We start from the raw sequence: 21,725 nt of genomic DNA on the forward strand, positions 1-21,725 counted from the left end.
TGGATTTCAACTCAGAACTCCTAACTCATAACTCCTAACTCCCCACGGTGCCCATGGTCGAATGGATCATCGAATACAGCGCGAGAAATCGCTTCATTGTCTTCCTGCTCGTCTTCTCGTTCGCAGCGGTCGGCTTGTGGGCGATGCGGCAGACGCCCATTGATGCCCTGCCGGATATTTCGGACACACAGGTCATCGTCTACACCACCTGGCCCGGCCGGTCTCCCGATCTTGTCGAAGACCAGATCACCTATCCGATCGTCACCGCCTTGCTCTCCGCGCCAAACGTCACGGTTGTTCGTGGCGCCTCCGACTTCGGCTATTCCTACGTCTACATTCTCTTCAAAGACAGGACGGACATCTACTGGGCCCGCTCGCGCGTCCTGGAACGGTTGAATCAACTATCCGGCCGCATGCCGGATGGCGTGACGCCGCAGCTCGGACCGGACGCGACCGGCGTAGGGTGGGTGTTCCAATATGCTCTGGTGGATGAATCGGGGCAGCAAGATCTGGCTTCGCTACGGAGTTTTCAGGATTGGTATCTACGATATTGGCTGCGCGCGGTGGAAGGCGTGGCCGAGGTGGCCAGCATCGGCGGTTTCGTCCGGCAATATCAGGTGAATCTGGACCCGACCAAGGTTTTGGGCTATCGCCTGTCCCTTTCCGCGATTGTAGAAACCATTCGACAAAGCAACAACGACGTGGGGGGCCGCGTCGTGGAATTCTCCGGAATCGAATATGTGGTCCGCGGTCGCGGGTACATCAAGAATGCCGAAGATATCGAGAAGATCGCCGTTGGTGTCAACGACAACGGCACGCCGATTCTGTTGCGCGATGTGGCGACTGTCCGGCTGGGACCCGACATGCGGCGAGGCTTGGTTGAGCTGGACGGTCAAGGAGAGGTCGCCGGAGGGATTGTGGTCATGCGGTTCGGCGAGAGTGCGATGACCGTGATTGAGCGGGTCAAAGCCAAGCTCAAGGAGATCGAACCCTCCATGCCGACAGGAGTGAAGGTGATCGGCACCTATGACCGAAGCGATCTGATCCGCGAGTCGATCGCGACGGCCAATGAAAGCCTTCTGGAAGAACTGATTGTGACCGGCGTGCTGATCATCGCCTTCTTGCTGCATGTCCGGTCTGCGGTCGTGCCGATCCTGACCCTTCCCATCGCGGTGCTGATCGCATTCATTCCCATGTACCTCATGGAGATCGGCATCAATATTATGTCGTTGGGCGGCATCATCGTGGCCATCGGAGATATGGTGGACGCAGCCATTGTCATGGTGGACAACGCCCATAAGCGTCTGGAGGAATGGGAGCGCGATGGGAAGATCGGCGATCGGCTGCAAGTCCTGATCAATTCGGCCAAGGAAGTCGGCCCGCCGATTTTTGCGTCAGTCCTCGTCATCGCTATCTCCTTCATCCCGATCTTTGCTCTCGAAGGTCAGGAAGGGCGGATGTTCAAGCCGCTGGCATGGACCAACAATCTCGCCATCGCCATGTGCGCCGTGCTGGCCATTACTCTCGTACCCGCCTGTCTCCCCACGTTCATTCGTGGGAAAATCTTTCCGGAGCAACGGCATCCGGTAAGCCGGAGCCTTCAAAGCCTCTATGCGCCGCTGTTGAAGTGGGCGCTGCTCCATCGCGGCGCCGTAGTGGTTCTGGCCACCAGTCTTCTAGTGAGCATTGTGCCGGTCTATCAGCGCATGGGCTCGGAGTTCATGCCGCCGCTCTACGAAGGCACAATGCTCTACATGCCGACGACCCTTCCCGGACTGTCGGTGACGGAAGCCGGCCGGCTTCTCCAGATCATGGACCGGAAACTGCGCTCCTTTCCTGAAGTCGAACAGGTCTTCGGTAAGGCGGGGCGGGCGGAGACCTCTACCGACCCGGCGCCCTTCAGCATGATGGAGGTGGTGGTGTCTCTGAAATCCAGAGATCAGTGGCGGCCTGGTCTGAGTTATGAGGGACTGGTCGATGAGATGGATAGGGCGCTGCAATTTCCCGGGGTGACCAATGCCTGGACCATGCCGATCAAAAACCGAATCGATATGCTGACCACCGGCATTCGGACTCCAGTCGGAATCAAGATTTTTGGGCCGGACCTGAAGCAAATCGAGACCATCGGCATTCATTTGGAGACGGTGTTGAAAGACGTGCCGGGCACGCGGAGCGTGTATGCCGAACGGGTGTCGAGCGGCTACTTCCTGGACTTCGATATCAATCGTGAGGAAATTGCGCGCTATGGTCTCAAATTGGCGGATGTCGGGAAGGTGATTGAGTCCGCCATCGGTGGGGAGAATATTGCGACCACGATCGAAGGGCGAGAACGGTATCCGATCAACGTGCGGTATCTAAGAGAGTTGCGCGATGATCCCCAGAAGCTCCAACGCGTGCTCGTCGATACGCCGACAGGGGTACAGGTTCCTCTTGCCCAGCTCACGACGCTGCGATTTGTGAACGGCCCACCGATGATCCGGGACGAAAACGGCATGCTGGCCGGCTACGTCTTCCTGGATATGGCGGGGCGCGACGTGGGCGGCTATGTCGATGATTTGAAACGAGCGGTCAAAGAAAACATCCAGTTGCCCGCGGGCTATACCATCGTCTGGTCCGGTCAATATGAGTTCATGGAGCGGGTAAAAGAACGGTTGAAGCTCGTCGTGCCGTTGACCCTCATCATCATTTTCATCACGTTCTACTTCGTGTTTCAGTCGGTGGCTAAGACGCTCATGGTGATGGTGGGCGTGCCGCTCTCGCTTGTGGGGGCTATCTGGTATTTGTCGATCCTCGATTACAACATGAGCATCGCGGTCTGGGTAGGGCTGATCACGGTCGTCGGCACGGCCGCTGAGACCAGTGCGGTGATGCTCGCCTATCTGGACGAGGCTTGCGGACGGAAAAAAGCGGCAGGCGGGCTGAAGACGCTGGAAGAGCTCATCCACACCGTGCAGCGTGGGGCGGGGGAACGTATCCGGCCCATGGCGATGATCGGGTTCGTCGATGTCATCGGGTTGTTTCCCGTGATGTGGGCGAGCGGCACCGGAGCCGATGTGATGAAACGGATTGCGGCCCCTCAAGTCGGCGGAGTCTTCTCCGCCATGCTCCTCACGCTGTTTGTGATTCCTCCCATTTATGTCATGTGGCGGTGGGAGAAGGAACGACGAGAGGGCCGGATAGGATCATCAGAAACGGAACAACTCGATGTGCAGGTGAGCCGGGAACCGTAGCGCATACAGCGGTCTGCGAAAGGCACCGACGTCATCATGGCCAAGGGCAATGGCATCACCGAATGGCATTGGCAGCTTCATGATGCAGCTGTGCGAGCGTATCCGCTTCCGCCGCCGCCTTGGAATAGTACTCAATGAAGAGTTGACAATGACGTATCAGGTCTGCACGAGATTCCTTCGGCGACAAGTGATTGCGTATGCGGTTCATGCTCCTCCTCCGTTGTCTCATTTGACGAGTCGAGAGTGCGATCCGCACCGGTAAAGTCTATGCGAATGGGAATGTCTCGACAAGAGACGAATCGGCCTGTCGTTTTTTTGCCTCAAGGTCTCTCATCGAGCCGGGTTAGTCAGCATGAACGGGCCATTAATGTGAGTCAGCTCAAGGAGGGAGTATCGGCATAAGCCTTGCTGACTCATAAGTAAGATAGACCAGCAACGTCGGCGCAATCACCAATGCAGTGAACTTGTTCACTGGTAAACAAGGGAGGGCTGTCATGTTCAACGAACGATGGGTTTCGATGCTATCCACGATCGGTCTGGTCTTACTGCTATACGGCTGCGCGGAAAATTCCACGCAACGGATGATCAGTGCGAACGACCATAACGGCCTGGCAGCCTATTACACTCAGCAGGCGCAGGAACTCAGGCAGAAAGCCAAGCAGTGGGAATTTACGGCCGAGTATTACGATAAACATGTAGAGTCCCAAGACAAGGCGGACTCCGCACAGCATGCCGCACATTGCCGCGCGATTGCGCAAAATTATCTTAAGGCGGCAGACGAAGCGGATGCGTTGGCACGAGAACATCGCGCGATGCGGCCACATGGCATGATGCAGTGAATAATGCCTTTCGAAGGATGGCGATCGCGCTGGAATGGCTCGGGCTCATGACTTATGGCGGTGTACGCGGCCAGCTGAAGTTGCGCCACCGATCAATGTATTACCCTGTCCTGTCCGACCTATCAAGAACTGCCGCTGCGCTTCGGTCTTTGTATTCAGCCGATGATCGGCGGGATGGTCAGCTCGACCGCTCTTCTTCCCGCTGTACAATCTGTACCCCGAAGGACTCCTTGGTGATGGTGCCAGCAGGTTCAGACGTTCAACGCGCCGCCAGAGGAAATAGAGGACCGGAATGACGATCAGCGTGAGTATCGCGGCGGTTGCGATTCATCAAGGCGCGCAGGCGTTGCGCTTCACGCTGCGCGAGATCAAGGAGTTGCTCGACCTTCGCGTTATGTCAATGGTTCGCTGTGGTAACGTGCAAAAAATGCTCGGGTGAAACTAGTGCAGGTGGAATCAAAAGTGGAGGCCTTACAGGCGCTGTCCCACGCGTTGAACGCTCTGATACGGCCTGCAAAGCTGGTCAGCCCACCGGGCGTTGTCCGATTTTGATGAGCCTCGAAGAAGAACCAAGAGACTCGAAAAAGAAAGAAGAGCGGAGGAAGAGTGATGCCAGAACAGGGCAATCTATTCGGAACGGCTCCGTCTGAACCCAGAGGTAACCGGCGGCTTGTTGCGCATGCGGCAAGCCGCCTATCGGGATGCGACGGTCGCGGCCAAATACAAGCTGCTGACCGCTATGGCTATCTCATCGCATTGCGTTGCGAGCCCTGCATCCGCGCGGATGTACAGATGGCACATGAAAAGGGTGTCACGCAAGAGGAACTCATCGAGTTCCTTGATGTGGCGATCACCATGCAAGGCTGTCCTGGAGAGGAGTGGGCCCTCAAGGCGTTCGCGGCCTTCAAGCAATGTGCGAACGGGCAGGCATCCCCGGAGACCGTCTGTTGTACCCACTAATCAACCAATGTCCGACGAGCTGGGACGGAATCTACCATGACCGCTGACATTTTAGTCCGGCTATCGGCATTTGTCGGCGTGCTGGGGTTGATGGCGATGTGGGAGCTCAAGGCTCCTCGGCGTCCACTGACCACAGCGAAGGTCCAACGTTGGGTGACCAATCTCTCAATTGTGGTGCTGGATTCGATCATCTTACGCCTGCTGTTGGCCGCCGGCGCAGTCGGCGTCGCCACGCTGGCAGCCGGGCGCAATTGGGGCGTTCTGAATCATGTGGATTGGCCAATCTGGCTGGAGATCGTGTTTGCGGTGGTCCTGTTGGACTTTGTGCTTTACCTGCAGCACGTCATGTTCCACGCCGTTCCTCTGTTCTGGCGATTCCATATGATGCACCACGCCGACCTGGATTGCGATGTCACCACCGGAGTTCGATTCCATCCTGTGGAAGTGGTGATTTCCATGGCCATCAAACTGGCGGCAGTCACCTTCCTGGGTGCCGCGCCGGCCGCGGTCCTGATTTTTGAAGTCTTGTTGAACGCTACGTCGATGTTCAATCACAGTAACGTGTGGATTCCTGCGGCCGTGGAGCGAGTCCTGCGGCGGATTCTCGTCACGCCGGACATGCACCGTATCCACCATTCGATCGTGCCTCACGAAACGAACTCGAACTTTGGTTTCAATGTACCTTGGTGGGATTGGATGTTTGGGACTTATCGTGAGGAGCCGGGCCAAGGACAGGTTGGGATGACGATCGGGCTGGACCAGTTTCGCGACCCTCGCCGGTTGAGCTTGGCCGGTATCCTTGCGTTGCCTTTCCGGACAGCGCCGGGACCCTATCCGGTGAGGCAAAGGAAATAAGCTTCCATCAGATTATCTAGCTGCCGGCCTGAAGATGAAGCTTGGGTTCACCTGTCTCCGGAAATCCGGCAAGCCGGTGTAATGTTCCGATCCCTCCAACGTCTGTAGTAATGACGGGACATCGACGACATTCCATAAGGAGGATTGTTATGAATTATGGTGCACAGGCTGCTCATCACCGACACCACAGTCCACATAGTCATCAGACGGTGGTGCCGTCGCTGAACCGGCTCGCTGTGGCCGCCACGCTCCATTGCTTGACCGGCTGCGCGATCGGGGAAGTGCTCGGCCTCGTCATTGCGATGTCATTGGGGTGGGGAAATGCCGGCTCCATCACGCTGGCCGTCCTGCTGGCCTTTGTCTTTGGATATGCATTTACGCTGATTCCATTGATAAGCGGCGGCATGACATTCGCCGGCGCGGCCTCAATCGCGGTGGCGGCGGACACGGTTTCCATCATTGTGATGGAGATCATGGATAACGCGATGATGCTCGCTATTCCAGGCGCCATGGATGCCGGAGTCACCGACGGGCTGTTTTGGAGCAGTCTTGCGCTATCGTTCATCGCGGCGTTCGTGGTGACCGTGCCGGTCAATCGCTGGCTCATCGCGCGGGGGCGCGGCCACGCGGTCGTGCATGCGCATCATTGATGCCGAAAAGAAACTAGGCATGCTGGATTTGCGCAATGCGATGTTGTGTCGGTGAGCGAGGAGCAATGATGAGTGAACGTCTCCGTCTTGAAACCCTTTTGGCGCCGGATGGTCCGGATGAAGCCGGGCGATGGGCAAGCTGGGCCGCTGCCTTATATCGACGTTCGATTCAGGACGCGGCCAACTATGCATCGCAGCCGGACTTTAAACTCCTGTTCGAAGAAAGTAGTCGCCAACTTGAAAGCTTTGCCAAGAATGGAGTCCTCCCGTGATTTCCAGACGTCTTCTCCTGAAACGTGCCGCGGCATTGGGGCTGGCGGCGGCCGCTGAGCAATTCCTGCTTCCCTGGATTGTGACCGGCCGGGGTGCCGAGTCTCATTCATCGGCAGTGCTGAGCGGAGAGGTCATTGATCTGACCATCAGCGAGACGCCGTTCACCGTGGATGGTCGGACTGCGATCGCTATGGCGATCAACGGCATGATCCCAGGTCCGATCATTCGCTTGAAGGAGGGACAAGACGTCACCCTGCGTGTCGCCAATCAACTCAAAGAAATGTCTTCGATTCACTGGCATGGAATTCTATTGCCTCCCGAAATGGACGGCGTGCCTGGCGTGAGCTTTGGCGGCATCAACCCCGGGACGAGTTTCACCTATCGTTTCCCAATCAAGCAGAGCGGTACGTACTGGTTTCACAGTCATTCGGGAGGACAAGAGCTGCAAGGCATGTACGCCCCAATAATCATTGACCCTATTCAGCCGGAACCGTTTCAGTACGACCGCGACTATGTCGTAATGCTGTCCGATTGGAGCTTCGAATCGCCCCATACGTTGCTGTCCAATCTGAAAAAGGAAGCAGGTTACTACAACTTTCAGAAACGGACCGTAGGTGAATTTGTCGCCGACGTGCGACGCCAGGGCTGGTGGGCGACGGTGCAGAATTATCTGGCCTGGGATCAGATGCGCATGGACCCGACGGACTTTGCGGACGTCACCGGCTATACCTTCACCTATCTGATGAACGGCTTGTCGCCGGCCGGTAATTGGACCGGGCTGTTTCGTCCCGGCGAGAAGCTTCGACTCCGATTCATTGATGCGGCGGCCATGACGTTCTACGACGTTCGCATCCCGGGCCTCAAGATGACGGTTGTACAAGCGGACGGGCAGAATGTTCAGCCGGTTGCGGTCGATGAGTTTCGCATCGGGCCGGCCGAAACCTATGACGTCATCGTCGAGCCTCTCGAGAATCGTGCCTATACCGTCTTTGCCGAGACAATGGATCGTAGCGGATATGCGCGTGGGACGCTCGCCCCGCGTGCGGGCATGACGGCCGAGATTCCAGCGCGCCGCCCCAGGCGTCTCCGCACGATGGCCGATATGGGGATGAAGATGGATCATGGCGACAAGAAGAATATGGAGATGCCGGGGATGAAGAAGAACACTCATGGCGGCGTGATGTCATCCGAAGAGCAGCCGAGCAGGGAACATGGCCAGCACGGTACAGAAATGAAACCTATGCCGGGCATGCAGCACATACCCGGCATGGTCTATGGCAGCGGTCGGTTGAATGGGCACCGGCAGCCCGATCCGGAAAGTCGCGCTATGCCGCCCATGCAAGGTGCCGATCCACACCGCTCCGATATCCCCGGCGTCGCACCCGTCAGGCATGGTCCTGATCACCACGGAACCGGCAATCAAATGGTGGCCGAGTACTCCTATAGTCGGATGCAGGTACCGGGAGCAGGGCTGGATCAGTCTGAACGACGCGTGCTGCTCTATACGGATTTGAAAAGCCTGGAGCCGTATCCGGACCAGCGGGAACCGGCACGGGATATCGAACTGCATCTCACTGGCCATATGGAACGGTACATGTGGTCATTTGACGGCAAAAAATATTCCGATACTCAAAGTCCGATCCAGTTTCGGTACGGCGAGCGGGTGCGCCTGACGTTTGTGAACGATACGATGATGGAACATCCGCTCCATCTCCACGGCATGTGGATGCAGCTTGAGAACGGGGCCGGGCAATACCTGCCTCGGAAGCATACCGTCATTGTCAAACCTGCCGAGCGGCTCTCGGTCGCGATCAGCGCCGATGCTCCAGGTCGCTGGGCATTTCACTGCCATCTGTTGCTCCACATGGAAGCAGGGATGTTCCGCGTCGTCGATGTGTCGGAATGACAGCAGAGGATATGCGGTGAGATGGTCGATGTCGGCTTTTCTTGTGACAGGTTTGCTGTCCCTATGGGGTCACAGCAGTACTGCAGAAATTCTATCGGAGAACGCGCCATATCGTGGCCTGTCTTTCGATGACCCTGCCCGGAAGGCGGAAGGATTAATATTTCCTTCCATGATTCGGGAAACAACGTTGCCGAACTTATCCCCGCAATCAGGCTGGCCGTCACCTGTCGATGATGCAGAGAAGCGCACCATGGTGCTCGTCGACGTATTGGAGTACCGTCCCAAAACAGGAGGTAGCGAGGGCGGATCCGACTATCGGTGGGACATTGAGGGTTGGTATGGCGGTGACTACAATCGGATCTGGTTCAAGAGCGAAGGACAGCGGGACACAGCGTTCAAAGCCGACTATGATGTGGATTTTCAGTTGCTGTATGGGCGATTCATCCAGAAATATTATGATTTGCAGGTCGGTGGTCGCGTGGAAACTCAGTCATTTCGCGGGCGCAACGTCACGCGCGGGCTGGCGGCAATCGGGATTGAGGGCCTGGTGCCATACAGCTATCAAATTGAGCCGACTCTCTTTATCGATCAGAACGGAGCAGTATCGGCTCGTCTGGCGACGACAAAAGACCTCTTGATGATGCAACGGCTCATCCTTCAACTTCGGTTCGAAACCAATGTGGCCATCCAGCGTGTGGAAGAATTTACCACTGGTTCCGGCCTCAATAATCTCGAGTTCGGTGTTCGGCTGCGGTACGAGATCAGGCGAGGATTCGCGCCGTATATCGGCGTCTCGCTGGACAGGAGTTTTGGCGAGACCGCCACGCTGGTTCGCCAAGAGGGCGGTTCACCAAGTCAGGTACGGTTCACCATGGGTCTTAGGATGTGGTTCTGATCCGCCCCGCGACCTACTTCCCCTATCGGCCCACTTCACTGGTACCCTCGGCCCTGTCGGGCGGATTTCGAAGCCGGCTGTGGCCTTTTGGGACGGTCTCATGGCGCGGCGGTTCTGGAATGCCTCAATCCTTTCGCCTTCATTCATCCCTTCGCCGTGCGCTTGACCGAATCATTCGATAAATCATTAGATTAGCGAGGGATGAATCAGACACCTTTGGCATGGCCTCTGCTTCAACATGGCTCGGGACCGTGAAAAGCGGATAGATGGGCTTGGTGCGAATCAGCGGCGGCTACGAGAGAAAGGAGAAAATATGGGATTCAATAGCAGGAATGAGGCTTGCGGTTCTTTTACGGTCGCATTCATCAGCGGCGTCGTATTGGGCGCAGTGGCCGCGCTCTTTTTGGCCCCGCAATCGGGAGAAACGACTCGCCGGGCCATCAGAAGCCATGCACGGCGGACGGAGGAAGAAGTCTTGGAAAAGGCCGGTGAAATTCGTTCCCAGATGAGTGATACGATCGAGGAGGGCAAGCGGTTTCTGAACGAGACAAAGGGCACGATTGCCTCGGCGTTCGAGGCGGCAAAGACGGCATTCAAAAAGGAGATGGCGAACAGAGGAAATGAATAGAAGCGAGGGAGGAAACGATGCCGGAATCGACCATCAGTCAGTATTTTGCCCAAGATCATGACCGGCTGGATGCGTTGTTCGCGTCATTCCGAGCCGACAAATATTCGGAATATGGAAAGGCGAAGGAGGCCTTCAGGGAATTCAAGGCGGGGCTGGAGCGCCATATTGTCTGGGAAGAACAGCTGTTGTTTCCGCTGTGGGAAGAAAAAACCGGCATGGCGGACAGCGGGCCGACGTTCGTGATGCGAGGCGAGCACCGTCACATCGGCGAGCGGCTCGAAGCGATTCTTCAGAAGGTTCAAAATGAGGACCCGGATACCGGAGTCGAGGAACAGGCGCTGCTCGTGTTGTTGTCTGCGCACAACATGAAGGAGGAGCGGGTGCTCTATCCCTCCATTGATAAATTGGTTGCCGATGACGAGCGCGAGAAGCTGTACGACAAGATGAAGGCCATGCCGGAAGATCAGTACAAAGTCTGCTGCTGGCATGAGCATGACTAGTGGTTCGCGATGGATGGTCGTCGCCGGCGCAACATTTGCGGCGGCGATGATATGGTGCGGGCGGGGATCCGTCGGTATATCGCAACCGGCAAACGCGATGGCGGATTCATCGTCTCCATCTCGAGTCGAGCAGCCGTCTGACTATCCGGACATCCCCAATCCCCATAGTGATTTGATCTTTCGGGCGACCGAGGCCACGTCGTGTCTTGATTGTCACCGGGCGAACAAGGCCGGCAGACCGAGCGCGCAGGTGCAGGACAATAAATTGGTGCGGGGCCTCAAGGCAAAAGCGAAGGGGATTCATGGGCCGGGGCGATTCGCAGACTGTCTGCGTTGCCATGCCGGCGGCGACAAGGGAGTGGAAAAATACAGAAACCGGTGAATGCTGAATGAAGAATTGTGAAAGAGGAATATAAAGCGCCTCACAAATTCCTAATGTCTCAAGTGCCATGGCGGCAGGGAGAAATGAGGAATGAGGAATGAGGAATGAGGAATGAGGAATGAGGAATGTCCCGACTGTAGAATGCGGCGCCGAGTTAGGGAGGGCTGATTATGATGGAGGCTCGATCGGGACGGATGATCGGACTGCTAATCGCGGCTGCAGCCGGCATAGCTGGAATTGCAAGCTGTTCTCCCTCTCGGCCGTCCATTACAAGCGAAGCCGAGATACGGCAGAGTAGTAGTCGAGATGAAATGTTGCATCACGCGACTAATCCAACGAAGGGCAAGATTCTGTACGATGCAAGTTGCATTGTCTGTCACGGAACTGACGCGACCGGCGGGGTCGGTCCGCGCTTGGCCGGCAATCCGGTTCTGTCCAACGACAAGCTGTTCTGGGATCGTGTCCTGAAAGGACAACATATCATGCCGCCTCTGGCTGGTTCTCTCACAGCGCAGCAAATCGCAGATATTCAGGCATGGCTGAAGAGTCTGCGGTGAAGCTGCCATCCATTGTTGCCGTTCCTGCCTACGTAGGTCGATTCTTCAGTCGTCCGATATCTCATTACACACCGCGTAGCTGTATCTGTTGACCCTCACCCATAATTTTATTAAGGACAAACCATAGTAAAGGTGATACCATGCACCCTGTTAATCACCTTTAATGGAGCCCGAGCTGAATGCGAGGCCTCGTATCGGTCGTTCTCCCTTTCGCGGCGGGCATGGCCTTTGCTGTGCCGGACTTTCTCATCTTTTCCCTCTTCATCAATCGCGCTGTTTCCACAAGTCGTGAAGTGGTAGGCCTCGGTCTCTTTGTACAAAACACATCCCCGCAAACGCTCATTATCAACAAGCGCCGGGGTACCCAGAGCCGGATCTATGATCGAGATTATTGATCGGAGGGTAACGTATGGCCATGTCTTCACGCTCGTTCATCGCGCCCGTCGCGATATGTACGTGGCTTTCTGCCGCCAGTGCGTTCGCCATTATGATTCCGGATCTGGCGTTCGATATTCCGGCCGAGCGGATCCAGGGGATTTTGAGCACGGGCCTCAATCATGATATCAGCGCGATCATCTCGTATGACATCGGGTTTACGAAACCCGCCGGATATACCATCAGCGTGACTCTGCAGCTGACGGGATTTGATCCCGGCCTGCCGGTGAAGCAGCTCTGGGAAACCGATACCGAACGCATTCGGACGGGGCGCGACGGTGTTGCCAAGCCGATCCTCTTCGACCTGCTATTTTCAAACCAGAATCCCAACCACATGGAAAAGCCGGGACCGGGTCGGGGTGCCGTCAACAAGTGGTCTGTCGGATGGCCGAGTGGCATCGGCAACCACAACCCCTGGGCTGATGAAGTCGGGCATTTTCTGGGGAATTACGATGAATATCCCGCTCACGCGGACAGTACCACGGGGGCCGGCACGTCGGTCTATGATTGGTACCACGGTTCCGGGGCGGATTGGGCGGCGAGTCATTCCGCCCCGGAACCGGCATCATTCATCCTCGTCGCGCTCGGCATGATCACAATGCTTCCGCTGCTTGCACATATCAAACGCAGGCTCCCGCGATAATGGCCTGCACGCTGCCGTACGCGCGGCTCATGGTTGTCATCCCGACATGGCGCCGGTGACTCGAATCCTCGCGTCGACGATCCGGCAACCCTGGCCCTTCGGCAGGGCGAACACCGGATTGCAATCCAACTCGGTGATCGCCGGAACCTCTTCCGCCAAGCGCGAAACCCGCAACAACGCGTCTTCAAGCCCAGCAATATCCGCGACCGGCTGTCCCCGGTATCCCTCTAAGAGACGATAGCCTTTGATGCCGGCGACCATATCCTCCGCATCTTGCTCCGTCAGCGGTGCAATGCGGAACTGCACGTCGCCCAAAATTTCGACATAAATGCCGCCGAGTCCGAACGCCACCAACGGTCCGAATTGGGGGTCCTGCGTGACGCCGATCATGACCTCCACTCCTCCGCGCAGCATCGGTTGAATCAAAACTCCTTCCATTTCCTCCAGAAGCCCGGCGCGCTCCAAGCGTGTTTGGATCGCCTTGAACGCGTCACGCACGCCCGAGGCGTCAGCCACGTCGAGGATCACGCCCCCGACGTCAGTCTTATGGACGACGGTCCGGGAGGCAAGCTTGATCGCTACGGGAAATCCGGCTTGTTCGGCGACATGGACCGCCTCCTCAACAGACTTGGCCAGACCTCCGGCAAGGAGCGGCAAACGGATGGCGGTCAATACCTGTCTGGTTTCGTCTGCTGTCAGCCAGCCGTCACCTCGCTCCCGAGCCGCGCTCGCGCAAATCTTCTGTGCCACGGACAAATCCATGTCCGGAAAATCGGGGATTCTTCCGGCCGGCCTGGTCTTCCATTCCTGATACGTCGCAGCTTTGCTCAGCACCCGAGCGGGAGTTTCCGGCAACGCATAGGAGGGAATGGTTTCTCCGCCGCTCATAAAGGATCGATCGCGGTCCCCTTCCGCCATCCAGGTGACATACACCGGCTTCTCAGTCACCCCGGCCTGACGAGCCGATCGAATACCGGAGAGGATACCGTCGGCGATGCCTTCCGTATCGGTTGGAGTCAGAGAAATATAGAGGATAATCAGCGCGTCAATTTCATCGGCGGCCAACAGCGTCATGATAGCCCGTGCATATTGATCGGGCGTAGCGGACGCGATGAGATCCACGGGATTCTTCACCGCGGCGGCCGGTGGCAGGAATGAAGCGAGCTGTTCATACGTGCGCGGCGACAGCTCCGGGACCGTCAGACCCTCGGCTTCGCAGGCATCGGTACAGAGGATGGCCGGCCCGCCCGCATTCGTGAGAATGCCGACTCTCCGGCCTTTGGGGCAGGATTGATTCGAGAGGCCGGCGGCCAGCGCAAGCATGTCGTCGAGCGTGTCGGCGCGGAGGAGTCCCGTCTGGTGAAACAGAGCCTCGACCGCCACGTTACTTGCGGCCAATGCAGCGGTGTGGGAGCCGGCCGCACGATGGCCCGCGCCGGAGCGTCCGGCCTTCACGGCGATGATCGGCTTTTGGCGGCCCACGCGGCGAGCGATCCGCGCAAAACGACGTGGATTGCCGAATGATTCCACGTACAGCATGACTACCTGCGTCGCCGGATCTGTTTCCCAATACTGTAAGAGATCGTTGACGGAGACGTCCGCCTTATTGCCGACACTCACGAATGTCGAGACACCGAGCTGGAGCCGGCGGGCCGCACTCAGCACAGCAATGCCCAATGCGCCGCTTTGAGACGACATGGCGATATGCCCCGCAGGCGGGAAAAAAGGTGCGAAGGTTGCGTTTAGACGGACCGCCGGGTCTGCATTGAGCAAGCCGAAGCAATTCGGTCCGACCATGCGCATGCCATGCCGGCGTACCAGTTCCACCAGGCGTTGTTCCAGTCGGCGGCCCTCGTCGCCGACCTCGGCAAAGCCGGCGGTAATGACGATGAGACCCCGGACCTGCTTCTCCGCACATTGTTCGACGACGCCGAGTACTGAATCGCGGGGTACGGCGATCACGGCCAAATCGACAGGACCGGGGACTGTCGTAATTCGGGGATAGGCCGGTAGGCCGGCAATCGAGCCCGCGCGAAGGTTAATAGGGTAGACCGGACCGGGAAAGCCGCTCTGCGAGAGAGCATCGACGAGTCGATAGCCGATGCTGGCCGGATCGGCCGACGCTCCGATGATCGCGACCGCCTGCGGATGAAAAAATGGCCGGATCGATGCGACCGTCGCCACTCGGTCCCGCCATTCGACCCGGCTGACCGTCTGTTCGGTCGGTGTAAGGGATAACTCCACTTCGATGTCGCCGCCTTCGACGTACTCGTGCCAGGTGAACCCGGATTCACGAAACACGTCGCGCATCGCCACATTGTCAGCATGGGTCACCGCCCAAAGATGCGTAAACCCATGCCTGACAGCAAGCAGGGCCAAATGTTCCACCAGAATGGTGCCGATTCCTTTGCCGTGAAACCGATCGTCCACCGCGAGCGACACCTCCGCCGCGGCGGCGTCGCGAGCCGTATAGGTCCCCGCGGCGATGATGGTTGCCCGGCCTTGCGACAGACGCAACGCGATTAAGGTGATCTGTGTATGCGGGTCCGAAGAATCGCAGAGCGACTGAACGAGGTCGGCAGGCGGCACGGTTGCTGAAAAAAACCGATGCCGCTTGGACTCAGGGGATAAGCCGTCGATGAACAAGCGAAGCGCCTCGGTGTCCGACGGAGACGAGATGCGCAGTTCCGCCGCCGTCCCATCTTTTAAAATAATGCGGCCCGGCTGGCGCAGCAGATCGCTCGACGGTGGAATAAAGAGTGTGCGAATAGGACGAGGAGAGCCATTCTGCTTCATTGAAAACCTCACATAATGCAATTCGGTCCCAGATGCGCTTAGGACAGAAGCTCGGGTTTGACCAACAGCATGAGCCCCAGCGCCGTCATCACCGTTCCGCTGATAAGCTTCAGCCAGCGGCCTTCGACTTGCTGCATCTTGCGACCGGATAATGTGATGATCGCGGCGCCGACCATGAGACTATCATCAAAAATATACGCCACATTGTACAGCGCCAGATACCCATAATATTCCCACCAGGACAGCTGCTGAAGGGTCAGGATCTGTGTGTACAACGCGGGGAGGCCGGCGGTGCAGAGCAGTTCAACGAGGTTCACCAGCGCAGCCAACGTCACCACGGCCAACAATGTCGCCGGAAGATGTTCGGCCTCCAGGATACGCCGCATGCGGGCGTAGAGCCCTGGCTTTGCCGATTCAGGAATGCTGCATGAGGGTCCGACGCCAAAGGCAAAAAAATCTTTGATATGGACCCCTCCGATCAGGACCGCGGTCACGCCGAGCGCAATCTGCACCGCCCGGGATAACCCGATGAACAAGAAGGCGCTTAACCAGGCCGCCATGAAGGCAAAATAGACCAAGCCGCTCACGGATACGAACGCCCCGGCAACGAGCGCCATTTTGCGGCGATCCCGAAGACTCACCAGGAGGGACAGAAGGAACAGCAAGACCCACATGGCGCAGGGATTGAACCCATCCAACAGGCCGATGATGATGGTAAAGGCCGGAAGGCCGATCTGCCGCACGCTCAGAGGGCCGAGCCAGGGCAGCTCGATGTGATCATTGCCGGTTCGAGCCGCGGGGGCCGCCGCCTCGCCACAGTCTACTGTCGGCCAGCAGGCCTCAGATAAAGGCTGGTCCGTCACGTCGGCTTTAGCGCGATCCAACAGAGCGATGATTCTTGCTCCGGTGGTGTCCGAACCGGCGTACCCGACGATCAATTGTTCGCCTACATAAAAGGCTGGAACGCCGATCTGCCGGATATTGAACCGACCGGCAAGGTCGATGAGACGGGTGAGAGCGCCTGAGTCGGCTCCGACGTCGTGGACGGTGATTCGAAGAACCGGGCGGTTGGTTTGGAGATCCGCCAGAAACGCCTTCGCTGCCTTGCAGTGAGGGCAGCCTTCCCTCACGAAGACTTCGACATCCGGCGGACGGTCCTTCGCGTAAGTCAAGCCGATTGGGGAAGCAAGAAAGACGCAGAGCGCAATGGCCACCCAAACCCGGCCGAGCGGACATCCGATTCGGTCAGGAGGGAGCCGAATGCTGAATGTTTCAATGCTGGGGGATGAATGTGAGGAACGTTGAAACCGCACTTATAACGCCGCATCTATCCGGCGGAACGAATTCAAGACGATGATTCGATTTCTCCCGCACTGTCCACTCAAAATCTCTCCTCCATGTGATTCCATTCTCGTTCCCATGCGTAATTCGGAATTCATCGCACCACCAGGACCGAGCACCGCGCCTTGTGGAGCAATGCTTGAGAGACGCTGCCTAAAAGAAAACGATCCAGGCCGCTTCGCGCATGGGATCCGGCGACCAGCAGATCAAACGGCTCGGCCGATCGGGCGATCTCTTCCGTGGGATTACCGGTGAGAACTTTCGTGGTGATGGACGCGCAGGACCCGGACAACGACAGGGCCGCGTGGTGTACGAGTTCTTCGGCATGCTGCTCGGCGTTATCCTGCCACGCCTCGATCGGCAACATGCCGAATTCATCGGCGTTCGGAATCGGCTGTATGACATGTGCCACGGTGACGGCGGGCTGCTGTCGAAAAGGAAACCGGCTGAGCCAGCCGATTATGCGGCCGGCGTCTTCTTGCTCTTGTACGGCGACCAGGATCCTGGACATGGTTTTGGATGGACGTTTGACGACGAGCGTCGCACAAGGGGCATGCAGCACGATTCGATGAGAGACGCTGCCCAAAAGCCATTCTGCGACTCGTCCGTGGCCGTGCGCGCCGATCGCAATCACGTCGGCCGATAATTTGACTGCAGTATCCAGTACCAGCGTCGCCGGCTTGGCGAATTCGCAGACCTGAGTGACGGAGGAAATATCTTTGGGCAGGATTGCGGCGTTGCGGGCCATGAGCTGGCGACCCCATTCCTTCATGGCCCGCTTGTAGTCGTCATAGCCCTGGACATTCCCGGCTTCCGCGACGACCGGGTTTCGAAACCAACCCAAATCCACCGCATGAACTAAGGCGACTTCCTCCGGCCGGTACAGAGACGTCGCGACCTGAACGGCAGCGAACGCGTGCTCAGACCAATCGACTCCGATGACCATCCGCATGAATCGCCCCTTTTCTCCGATTGTCTCCGAGAGGACCGTTACAAACAAGGAAGGGCCCCGTGGCGCAGGCTCCTTCCGCGCGCCGCTCTACGCGGCGGGGATTTCGAGCAGGAAGACCTCTCCCTTCATTTCCGGATGCAGGTCGCAGTGAAATGCGAGTCTCCCGCTGTGTTCCACCATCAGGCGGATGACCAGCGTCTTGCCTGGCTCGATATACAATCCCTCAATGCCCTTTCCATACGAGCCGATGCCTTCTCCGTCGATGCGGAGAAAGAGCTGGGGCAACGCCGGCGACGTAAAGCCATGCCGGACGATGTCTTGATTCCGTAAGATAATGACCGTCTCGCCGCCCAAGGCCACGGGTGATCGATGGACGACTTCGAAGTCATAATTGCGGATCAATACTTCCAATCGTTGCTCATCGGGAATGCCGGCCAAGGCCGTCTCGCCTGCTGCGGGGTGCGTACTCGTCTGAACAATCACCGCAACAGCCAGCATGGCGCAGAGGGCGGGAATTCGGAAGGGCATCGGTCGGGTTCCTTTCATGTCATACATGAGTACGGACGACCTTCTTTGCGTAGTCCGTCCCTCTCGCAGTTAACGGACCCATGTGACCCGGACAAAGTCTTCATCTTGGTTATACTGAAGATCAAGCTCGCCGTGGTACGCATGGTGAAGTGCTTCGCCGATCCGGCGCGGCAAATGGGTATCCGTCGTAGACACGATCAGATCCTCCTGCTGGACTTCAATACCCATAATCCGGGAGAGGGGATGCTGTTGCTTTTCTTGCGCCTCCGTATTGTGAATGACGCCCATGACTTGTTCCTTCTGTTCGTCCTTGAACGAGCCCTTCAAAGTAATCAGACCTTTCGGATATTTATCACGCACCCTCATGCAGGCCGGACAGACGATTTCATAGGCGGCTTCCGGCTTCGCCCCCCAGGTCCATCGACCCTTGTGAAACAGCGCTCCACATTCTGTGCAGACCGTCGGTTCCTTGAGCTTTCCGCGAAGCTTGTACGTGTCATGCTGATATTCCTGCACCATCCGATCACGTCGAGTCCCCCATCCCCCGGCATTCTGAGAAGATGACATGATGCTCCTCACTCCAACTGAATAGTCGGTCCTCTGTCGGCGCCGTCCAGGCCGCCGGACTGTCTCGTCGCGAGCGCTTCATTGGCCAGTTGAAGATAACGAAGGACGTCGCGATCTTCCACTTGCGTGAAATCCTCGTAAAAATTGCCCACCGCGTAGAAGGGCTCCGGCGTCAGCAAAACGACGAGCTTGTCTACCTCATGGGTCATTTCTCGTATCGTATCCGGCGGGCCGACCGGAATAGCGCCGATGACCATCCGCGGCTTCAGTTGTCTGATCGCGGCAACGGACGCGAAGAACGTGGCGCCGGTGGCGAGCCCATCGTCAACCAGGATGACCGTTCGATCAGTGACGGATCGCAATGGATGTCCTTGCCGGTATAAGCTGATCCGCCGGGCGATCTCTTCCTTCACCGCCTGAGCGGCCCGCTCTAGATCTTGTTGAGTCAAAGAGAAGGAGGCCACCGCATGCTGATTCCAAAACAGCGCGCCTGTCTCGCTGAGGGCCCCCAGCGCGTACTCCGGATTCCCGGGCGCACCGATCTTGCGCGTAATCAGCACGTCCAGCGGCGCGTGAAGCTCCACGCTCAGACGATATCCGACCGCCACGCCGCCGCGAGGCAACGCAAGAATCAGTCTGGATGGGTCGTCCCGATAGTCAGATAATGTCGCTGCGAGAAGCTGCCCTGCCTCCTCGCGATTTCTGAACATGCGACTCTCTTTCAATCGGCCCGCAGCACGTCACATCGTGGCGGTCGCGCGCACGCCGATGACGAAGATGGCGGCAGCAAGCAACAGTGCAATGAGCCACCAATGATGATGAGTGATCTCCGGCGCCCAATGGGTAATCCGCGGCATTCTTTTTGCTCCCTTTCTAACTTCCCTCCGTCCTACGAGACCTTCACTTCGATGGACTTGGGCTTCGGTTTCTCTGCCTTGGGCAAATGCACGTGCAGTACCCCATCCTTGTATTCAGCCGAGATTTTGGACTCGTCCGCGTCTTCAGGCAAGGTAAAACTGCGCATGAAACTGCCGTAAGAACGTTCGACGCGGTGGTATTTCTTGCCCTTTTCTTCCTTCTCGTACTTCCGATCGCCCGATATCGACACGACGCCGTCTTGCACGGAGATCTTTACATTCTCCTTCTTGACGTCGGGGAGTTCCGCCTTGATGAGATACTCTTTCTCGTCTTCGCTGATGTCGACCAGCGGCGCCCACTCAGCTACCGTCATGGCTTCCTTTCCTCCTTCCTCCTTTGCCGGAGGACGTCCCCACATACTGGACAGGCGTTTTTCCACCTCTTGCAGCTCCTTCCACGGATTCCACTGGGCGCGAAATGGTTCCCACCGTGACAAGTTCGACATGGCCGTGCTCCTTTCTTCTCGCTAAATCGCTGAGAGTGATAATGGTTCGTGACCATCGATTGTCGTTGTGCTTGGCCGTTAGCCCATGTACCGGACGGCCGGTCTGGCTTCTCTGCGCCCCTGACTTTTGCATCGCCGGTGCCATGCTTCTTGAAGAATCGGTTGTTACTGAAGCGTGAAATCACGCGAACTTACATTGATAAGTCGCGGGTGAGGTCCGCGAAAGTCTTCTGCCGTGAGGCGTAACGGGACAATGAGCGAAAGCACCTGTAGCCTATTACCTCATTGATTTCGACGGCTCTATGGATATTTCGATGATTGAAAGGAGGTGTTTCCCGGATAAACTTTCGCACCCGCCTTTGTGCAGTAAGTGAGAAAGATGTCGCCCTCTGAGATCGATATCGACACAAAGGCGGGAATCGTCATTTCAGGAATGCCATTCGTAGAGCGACCAAATATTCATCCAGGGCCTCATAATTGGGTTTGTGCGAGCAGGATGTAAGACGGCGAGCAGCCTCTGCCATCCAGTACTCTCCCCAGTCGATCACTTCGCCCGTCCGATAGCGTCCTTCTTTGATGCTGCGCACGATATCCCCAATCGGGGATCCGGCGATATTCAGGCAGAACGTACCCCGTTCCAATAATTCGCAGAGATGAAAAAGGATGCGGACGTAGGTGGCGGCATACTTGGCCGGCCGGCCGTCTTTCTTATCAAGCATCTTCTTACGCTGGTTCTCGCCGTACTGCAGGAACGCATCGTAGGCGGTTCGCGGCGACCAGACCGAAGGAAAGAGGGCCAGCAGTTTTTCTCCCCATTCGTCCATCAGCTCCACCGGCGCGACGAAGGTTTCCAGTACGAGCGGCTGGCACTGAACCGCCAGTTGAAGGAAATGGGCGACTTCCCAGGAGGTCTCGTCGGCTTCCTCCTTCATCATCCTGGTGCCCTGATATTTGAAGCCGAGCCGGAACATCTCGATCGTGGGCATCGCAAACACGCTGCGGAAATCCTTGTCGCTCTCCGGCCCGGCCAGACCGTGGGCATGGGAGCCGACCAGGACGCGCAGGATCGTATGGTTCACGGAGATAATCGACGCGGGCATCTCAGATGGGCGATGAAAGGTGATCGATGCAGCCTTGCAAGCTGCTGTATTTCGGATAGTCGGTTTCGGGGATCTCAATGCCCAGTTCCCGATGCAGCGCGATGATGAAGTTGAGGAAGTCCATCGAATCGATGTCGAGCTGATCGCGGAAGCTCAGCTCCGGCTTGAGCGCCTGGAGATCCGCTTCCGGCGCAATGTCGCCGAGGATTCGAATAACGGCTTGTCTGATTTCGTTCGCGCTGCGCGTGGGGTTCATCGTGCTCTCCCAAGAAGCGCTCAAGTCAGCTCGCCCGTTTCAGGCTTCACCGACAATGAAGAAGACCCT

Annotated in this window: 24 protein-coding genes; 14 read left to right on the forward strand and 10 right to left on the reverse strand. The window is 57.4% G+C overall.

Features of this window, described 5'->3' with window-relative positions; translation table 11 throughout:
- Positions 1–53: 53 nt before the first annotated feature.
- Positions 54–3,230, forward strand: a complete 3,177-nt coding sequence (locus tag ACWGXE_RS03455) for an efflux RND transporter permease subunit (RefSeq protein ID WP_447601343.1) — start codon at positions 54–56, stop codon at positions 3,228–3,230.
- A 55-nt stretch (positions 3,231–3,285) separates the two neighbouring features.
- On the opposite strand, the gene ACWGXE_RS03460 is transcribed toward ACWGXE_RS03455, so the two are convergent.
- Complete coding sequence (locus ACWGXE_RS03460) at positions 3,286–3,438, reverse strand: hypothetical protein (protein ID WP_447601344.1); 153 nt, start codon at positions 3,436–3,438, stop codon at positions 3,286–3,288.
- 286 nt (positions 3,439–3,724) lie between these two features.
- Here ACWGXE_RS03460 and ACWGXE_RS03465 point away from each other — a divergent pair, with 286 nt between their 5' ends.
- The 13 genes from ACWGXE_RS03465 to ACWGXE_RS03525 all read left to right on the forward strand — a co-directional run bounded on the left by ACWGXE_RS03465 (position 3,725) and on the right by ACWGXE_RS03525 (position 12,753).
- Entirely contained in the window at positions 3,725–4,069 is a 345-nt protein-coding gene (locus tag ACWGXE_RS03465; protein WP_447601345.1) for a hypothetical protein, read from the forward strand.
- A gap of 292 nt (positions 4,070–4,361) precedes the next feature.
- Positions 4,362–4,508 (forward strand): hypothetical protein, encoded by a 147-nt coding sequence (locus ACWGXE_RS03470; RefSeq protein WP_447601347.1) that lies wholly within the window; start codon positions 4,362–4,364, stop codon positions 4,506–4,508.
- Positions 4,509–4,861: 353 nt separating this feature from the next.
- Complete coding sequence (locus ACWGXE_RS03475; protein ID WP_447601349.1) at positions 4,862–5,029, forward strand: carboxymuconolactone decarboxylase family protein; 168 nt, start codon at positions 4,862–4,864, stop codon at positions 5,027–5,029.
- Positions 5,030–5,065: 36 nt separating this feature from the next.
- Positions 5,066–5,884 (forward strand): sterol desaturase family protein, encoded by an 819-nt coding sequence (locus ACWGXE_RS03480; RefSeq protein ID WP_447601350.1) that lies wholly within the window; start codon positions 5,066–5,068, stop codon positions 5,882–5,884.
- A 149-nt stretch (positions 5,885–6,033) separates the two neighbouring features.
- Positions 6,034–6,534: a DUF4396 domain-containing protein gene (locus ACWGXE_RS03485; protein ID WP_447601352.1), complete on the forward strand. Its 501-nt coding sequence runs from the start codon at positions 6,034–6,036 to the stop codon at positions 6,532–6,534.
- Positions 6,535–6,599: 65 nt separating this feature from the next.
- Positions 6,600–6,806, forward strand: a complete 207-nt coding sequence (locus ACWGXE_RS03490) for a hypothetical protein (protein WP_447601354.1) — start codon at positions 6,600–6,602, stop codon at positions 6,804–6,806.
- Positions 6,803–8,713 carry a copper resistance system multicopper oxidase gene (locus ACWGXE_RS03495; protein ID WP_447601355.1) on the forward strand — a complete coding sequence of 637 codons (1,911 nt, stop codon included), beginning with the start codon at positions 6,803–6,805 and terminating at the stop codon, positions 8,711–8,713. Before ACWGXE_RS03490 ends, ACWGXE_RS03495 begins: the two co-directional genes overlap by 4 nt.
- A gap of 169 nt (positions 8,714–8,882) precedes the next feature.
- Entirely contained in the window at positions 8,883–9,608 is a 726-nt protein-coding gene (locus tag ACWGXE_RS03500) for a copper resistance protein B (RefSeq protein ID WP_447601356.1), read from the forward strand.
- A 313-nt stretch (positions 9,609–9,921) separates the two neighbouring features.
- Positions 9,922–10,236, forward strand: coding sequence for a YtxH domain-containing protein (locus tag ACWGXE_RS03505; protein WP_447601357.1), 315 nt, complete (start codon positions 9,922–9,924; stop codon positions 10,234–10,236).
- A 17-nt stretch (positions 10,237–10,253) separates the two neighbouring features.
- Positions 10,254–10,736: a hemerythrin domain-containing protein gene (locus ACWGXE_RS03510; RefSeq protein WP_447601358.1), complete on the forward strand. Its 483-nt coding sequence runs from the start codon at positions 10,254–10,256 to the stop codon at positions 10,734–10,736.
- Positions 10,723–11,118, forward strand: coding sequence for a hypothetical protein (locus ACWGXE_RS03515; RefSeq protein WP_447601359.1), 396 nt, complete (start codon positions 10,723–10,725; stop codon positions 11,116–11,118). The genes ACWGXE_RS03510 and ACWGXE_RS03515 overlap by 14 nt, the downstream gene beginning before the upstream one ends.
- A gap of 170 nt (positions 11,119–11,288) precedes the next feature.
- Positions 11,289–11,675 carry a c-type cytochrome gene (locus ACWGXE_RS03520; RefSeq protein ID WP_447601361.1) on the forward strand — a complete coding sequence of 129 codons (387 nt, stop codon included), beginning with the start codon at positions 11,289–11,291 and terminating at the stop codon, positions 11,673–11,675.
- Positions 11,676–12,084: 409 nt separating this feature from the next.
- A complete protein-coding gene (locus ACWGXE_RS03525; RefSeq protein WP_447601363.1) occupies positions 12,085–12,753 on the forward strand; it encodes a hypothetical protein in 669 nt (222 codons plus the stop codon).
- 36 nt (positions 12,754–12,789) lie between these two features.
- Here the strand turns inward: ACWGXE_RS03525 and ACWGXE_RS03530 are convergent, their stop codons facing one another.
- The 9 genes from ACWGXE_RS03530 to ACWGXE_RS03570 form a co-directional block, all read right to left on the reverse strand.
- On the reverse strand, positions 12,790–15,549 hold the full coding sequence (locus tag ACWGXE_RS03530) for a bifunctional acetate--CoA ligase family protein/GNAT family N-acetyltransferase (protein ID WP_447601365.1): 2,760 nt from the start codon (positions 15,547–15,549) through the stop codon (positions 12,790–12,792).
- Between the two features lie 38 nt (positions 15,550–15,587).
- Positions 15,588–16,763, reverse strand: coding sequence for a glutaredoxin family protein (locus ACWGXE_RS03535; protein WP_447601367.1), 1,176 nt, complete (start codon positions 16,761–16,763; stop codon positions 15,588–15,590).
- Between the two features lie 221 nt (positions 16,764–16,984).
- Positions 16,985–17,842 (reverse strand): universal stress protein, encoded by an 858-nt coding sequence (locus ACWGXE_RS03540; protein WP_447601369.1) that lies wholly within the window; start codon positions 17,840–17,842, stop codon positions 16,985–16,987.
- Positions 17,843–17,929: 87 nt separating this feature from the next.
- Positions 17,930–18,370, reverse strand: a complete 441-nt coding sequence (locus ACWGXE_RS03545) for a cupredoxin domain-containing protein (protein ID WP_447601370.1) — start codon at positions 18,368–18,370, stop codon at positions 17,930–17,932.
- 69 nt (positions 18,371–18,439) lie between these two features.
- A complete protein-coding gene (locus ACWGXE_RS03550) occupies positions 18,440–18,937 on the reverse strand; it encodes a BCAM0308 family protein (RefSeq protein WP_447601372.1) in 498 nt (165 codons plus the stop codon).
- 8 nt (positions 18,938–18,945) lie between these two features.
- Positions 18,946–19,647, reverse strand: a complete 702-nt coding sequence (locus ACWGXE_RS03555) for a phosphoribosyltransferase (protein WP_447601374.1) — start codon at positions 19,645–19,647, stop codon at positions 18,946–18,948.
- A gap of 179 nt (positions 19,648–19,826) precedes the next feature.
- Positions 19,827–20,300, reverse strand: coding sequence for an Hsp20/alpha crystallin family protein (locus ACWGXE_RS03560; RefSeq protein ID WP_447601376.1), 474 nt, complete (start codon positions 20,298–20,300; stop codon positions 19,827–19,829).
- A 422-nt stretch (positions 20,301–20,722) separates the two neighbouring features.
- Entirely contained in the window at positions 20,723–21,379 is a 657-nt protein-coding gene (locus ACWGXE_RS03565) for a nucleotidyltransferase domain-containing protein (RefSeq protein ID WP_447601378.1), read from the reverse strand.
- Between the two features lie 22 nt (positions 21,380–21,401).
- Positions 21,402–21,656, reverse strand: a complete 255-nt coding sequence (locus ACWGXE_RS03570) for an acyl carrier protein (protein ID WP_447601379.1) — start codon at positions 21,654–21,656, stop codon at positions 21,402–21,404.
- Between the last annotated feature and the right edge of the window lie 69 nt (positions 21,657–21,725).

The sequence above is a fragment of the Nitrospira sp. Nam80 genome (assembly GCF_965152575.1).

Coding starts and splice junctions, on each gene's coding strand:
- ACWGXE_RS03485 (WP_447601352.1), top strand. CDS start 6,034: ATGAATTATGGTGCACAGGCTGCTCATCACCGACACCACAGTCCACAT.
- ACWGXE_RS03550 (WP_447601372.1), bottom strand. CDS start 18,937: ATGTCATCTTCTCAGAATGCCGGGGGATGGGGGACTCGACGTGATCGG.
- ACWGXE_RS03560 (WP_447601376.1), bottom strand. CDS start 20,300: ATGTCGAACTTGTCACGGTGGGAACCATTTCGCGCCCAGTGGAATCCG.
- ACWGXE_RS03480 (WP_447601350.1), top strand. CDS start 5,066: ATGACCGCTGACATTTTAGTCCGGCTATCGGCATTTGTCGGCGTGCTG.
- ACWGXE_RS03465 (WP_447601345.1), top strand. CDS start 3,725: ATGTTCAACGAACGATGGGTTTCGATGCTATCCACGATCGGTCTGGTC.
- ACWGXE_RS03520 (WP_447601361.1), top strand. CDS start 11,289: ATGATGGAGGCTCGATCGGGACGGATGATCGGACTGCTAATCGCGGCT.
- ACWGXE_RS03545 (WP_447601370.1), bottom strand. CDS start 18,370: ATGCCCTTCCGAATTCCCGCCCTCTGCGCCATGCTGGCTGTTGCGGTG.
- ACWGXE_RS03510 (WP_447601358.1), top strand. CDS start 10,254: ATGCCGGAATCGACCATCAGTCAGTATTTTGCCCAAGATCATGACCGG.
- ACWGXE_RS03505 (WP_447601357.1), top strand. CDS start 9,922: ATGGGATTCAATAGCAGGAATGAGGCTTGCGGTTCTTTTACGGTCGCA.
- ACWGXE_RS03460 (WP_447601344.1), bottom strand. CDS start 3,438: ATGAACCGCATACGCAATCACTTGTCGCCGAAGGAATCTCGTGCAGAC.
- ACWGXE_RS03540 (WP_447601369.1), bottom strand. CDS start 17,842: ATGCGGATGGTCATCGGAGTCGATTGGTCTGAGCACGCGTTCGCTGCC.
- ACWGXE_RS03525 (WP_447601363.1), top strand. CDS start 12,085: ATGGCCATGTCTTCACGCTCGTTCATCGCGCCCGTCGCGATATGTACG.
- ACWGXE_RS03490 (WP_447601354.1), top strand. CDS start 6,600: ATGATGAGTGAACGTCTCCGTCTTGAAACCCTTTTGGCGCCGGATGGT.
- ACWGXE_RS03470 (WP_447601347.1), top strand. CDS start 4,362: ATGACGATCAGCGTGAGTATCGCGGCGGTTGCGATTCATCAAGGCGCG.
- ACWGXE_RS03570 (WP_447601379.1), bottom strand. CDS start 21,656: ATGAACCCCACGCGCAGCGCGAACGAAATCAGACAAGCCGTTATTCGA.
- ACWGXE_RS03555 (WP_447601374.1), bottom strand. CDS start 19,647: ATGTTCAGAAATCGCGAGGAGGCAGGGCAGCTTCTCGCAGCGACATTA.
- ACWGXE_RS03530 (WP_447601365.1), bottom strand. CDS start 15,549: ATGAAGCAGAATGGCTCTCCTCGTCCTATTCGCACACTCTTTATTCCA.
- ACWGXE_RS03515 (WP_447601359.1), top strand. CDS start 10,723: ATGAGCATGACTAGTGGTTCGCGATGGATGGTCGTCGCCGGCGCAACA.
- ACWGXE_RS03455 (WP_447601343.1), top strand. CDS start 54: ATGGTCGAATGGATCATCGAATACAGCGCGAGAAATCGCTTCATTGTC.
- ACWGXE_RS03500 (WP_447601356.1), top strand. CDS start 8,883: ATGATTCGGGAAACAACGTTGCCGAACTTATCCCCGCAATCAGGCTGG.
- ACWGXE_RS03475 (WP_447601349.1), top strand. CDS start 4,862: ATGGCACATGAAAAGGGTGTCACGCAAGAGGAACTCATCGAGTTCCTT.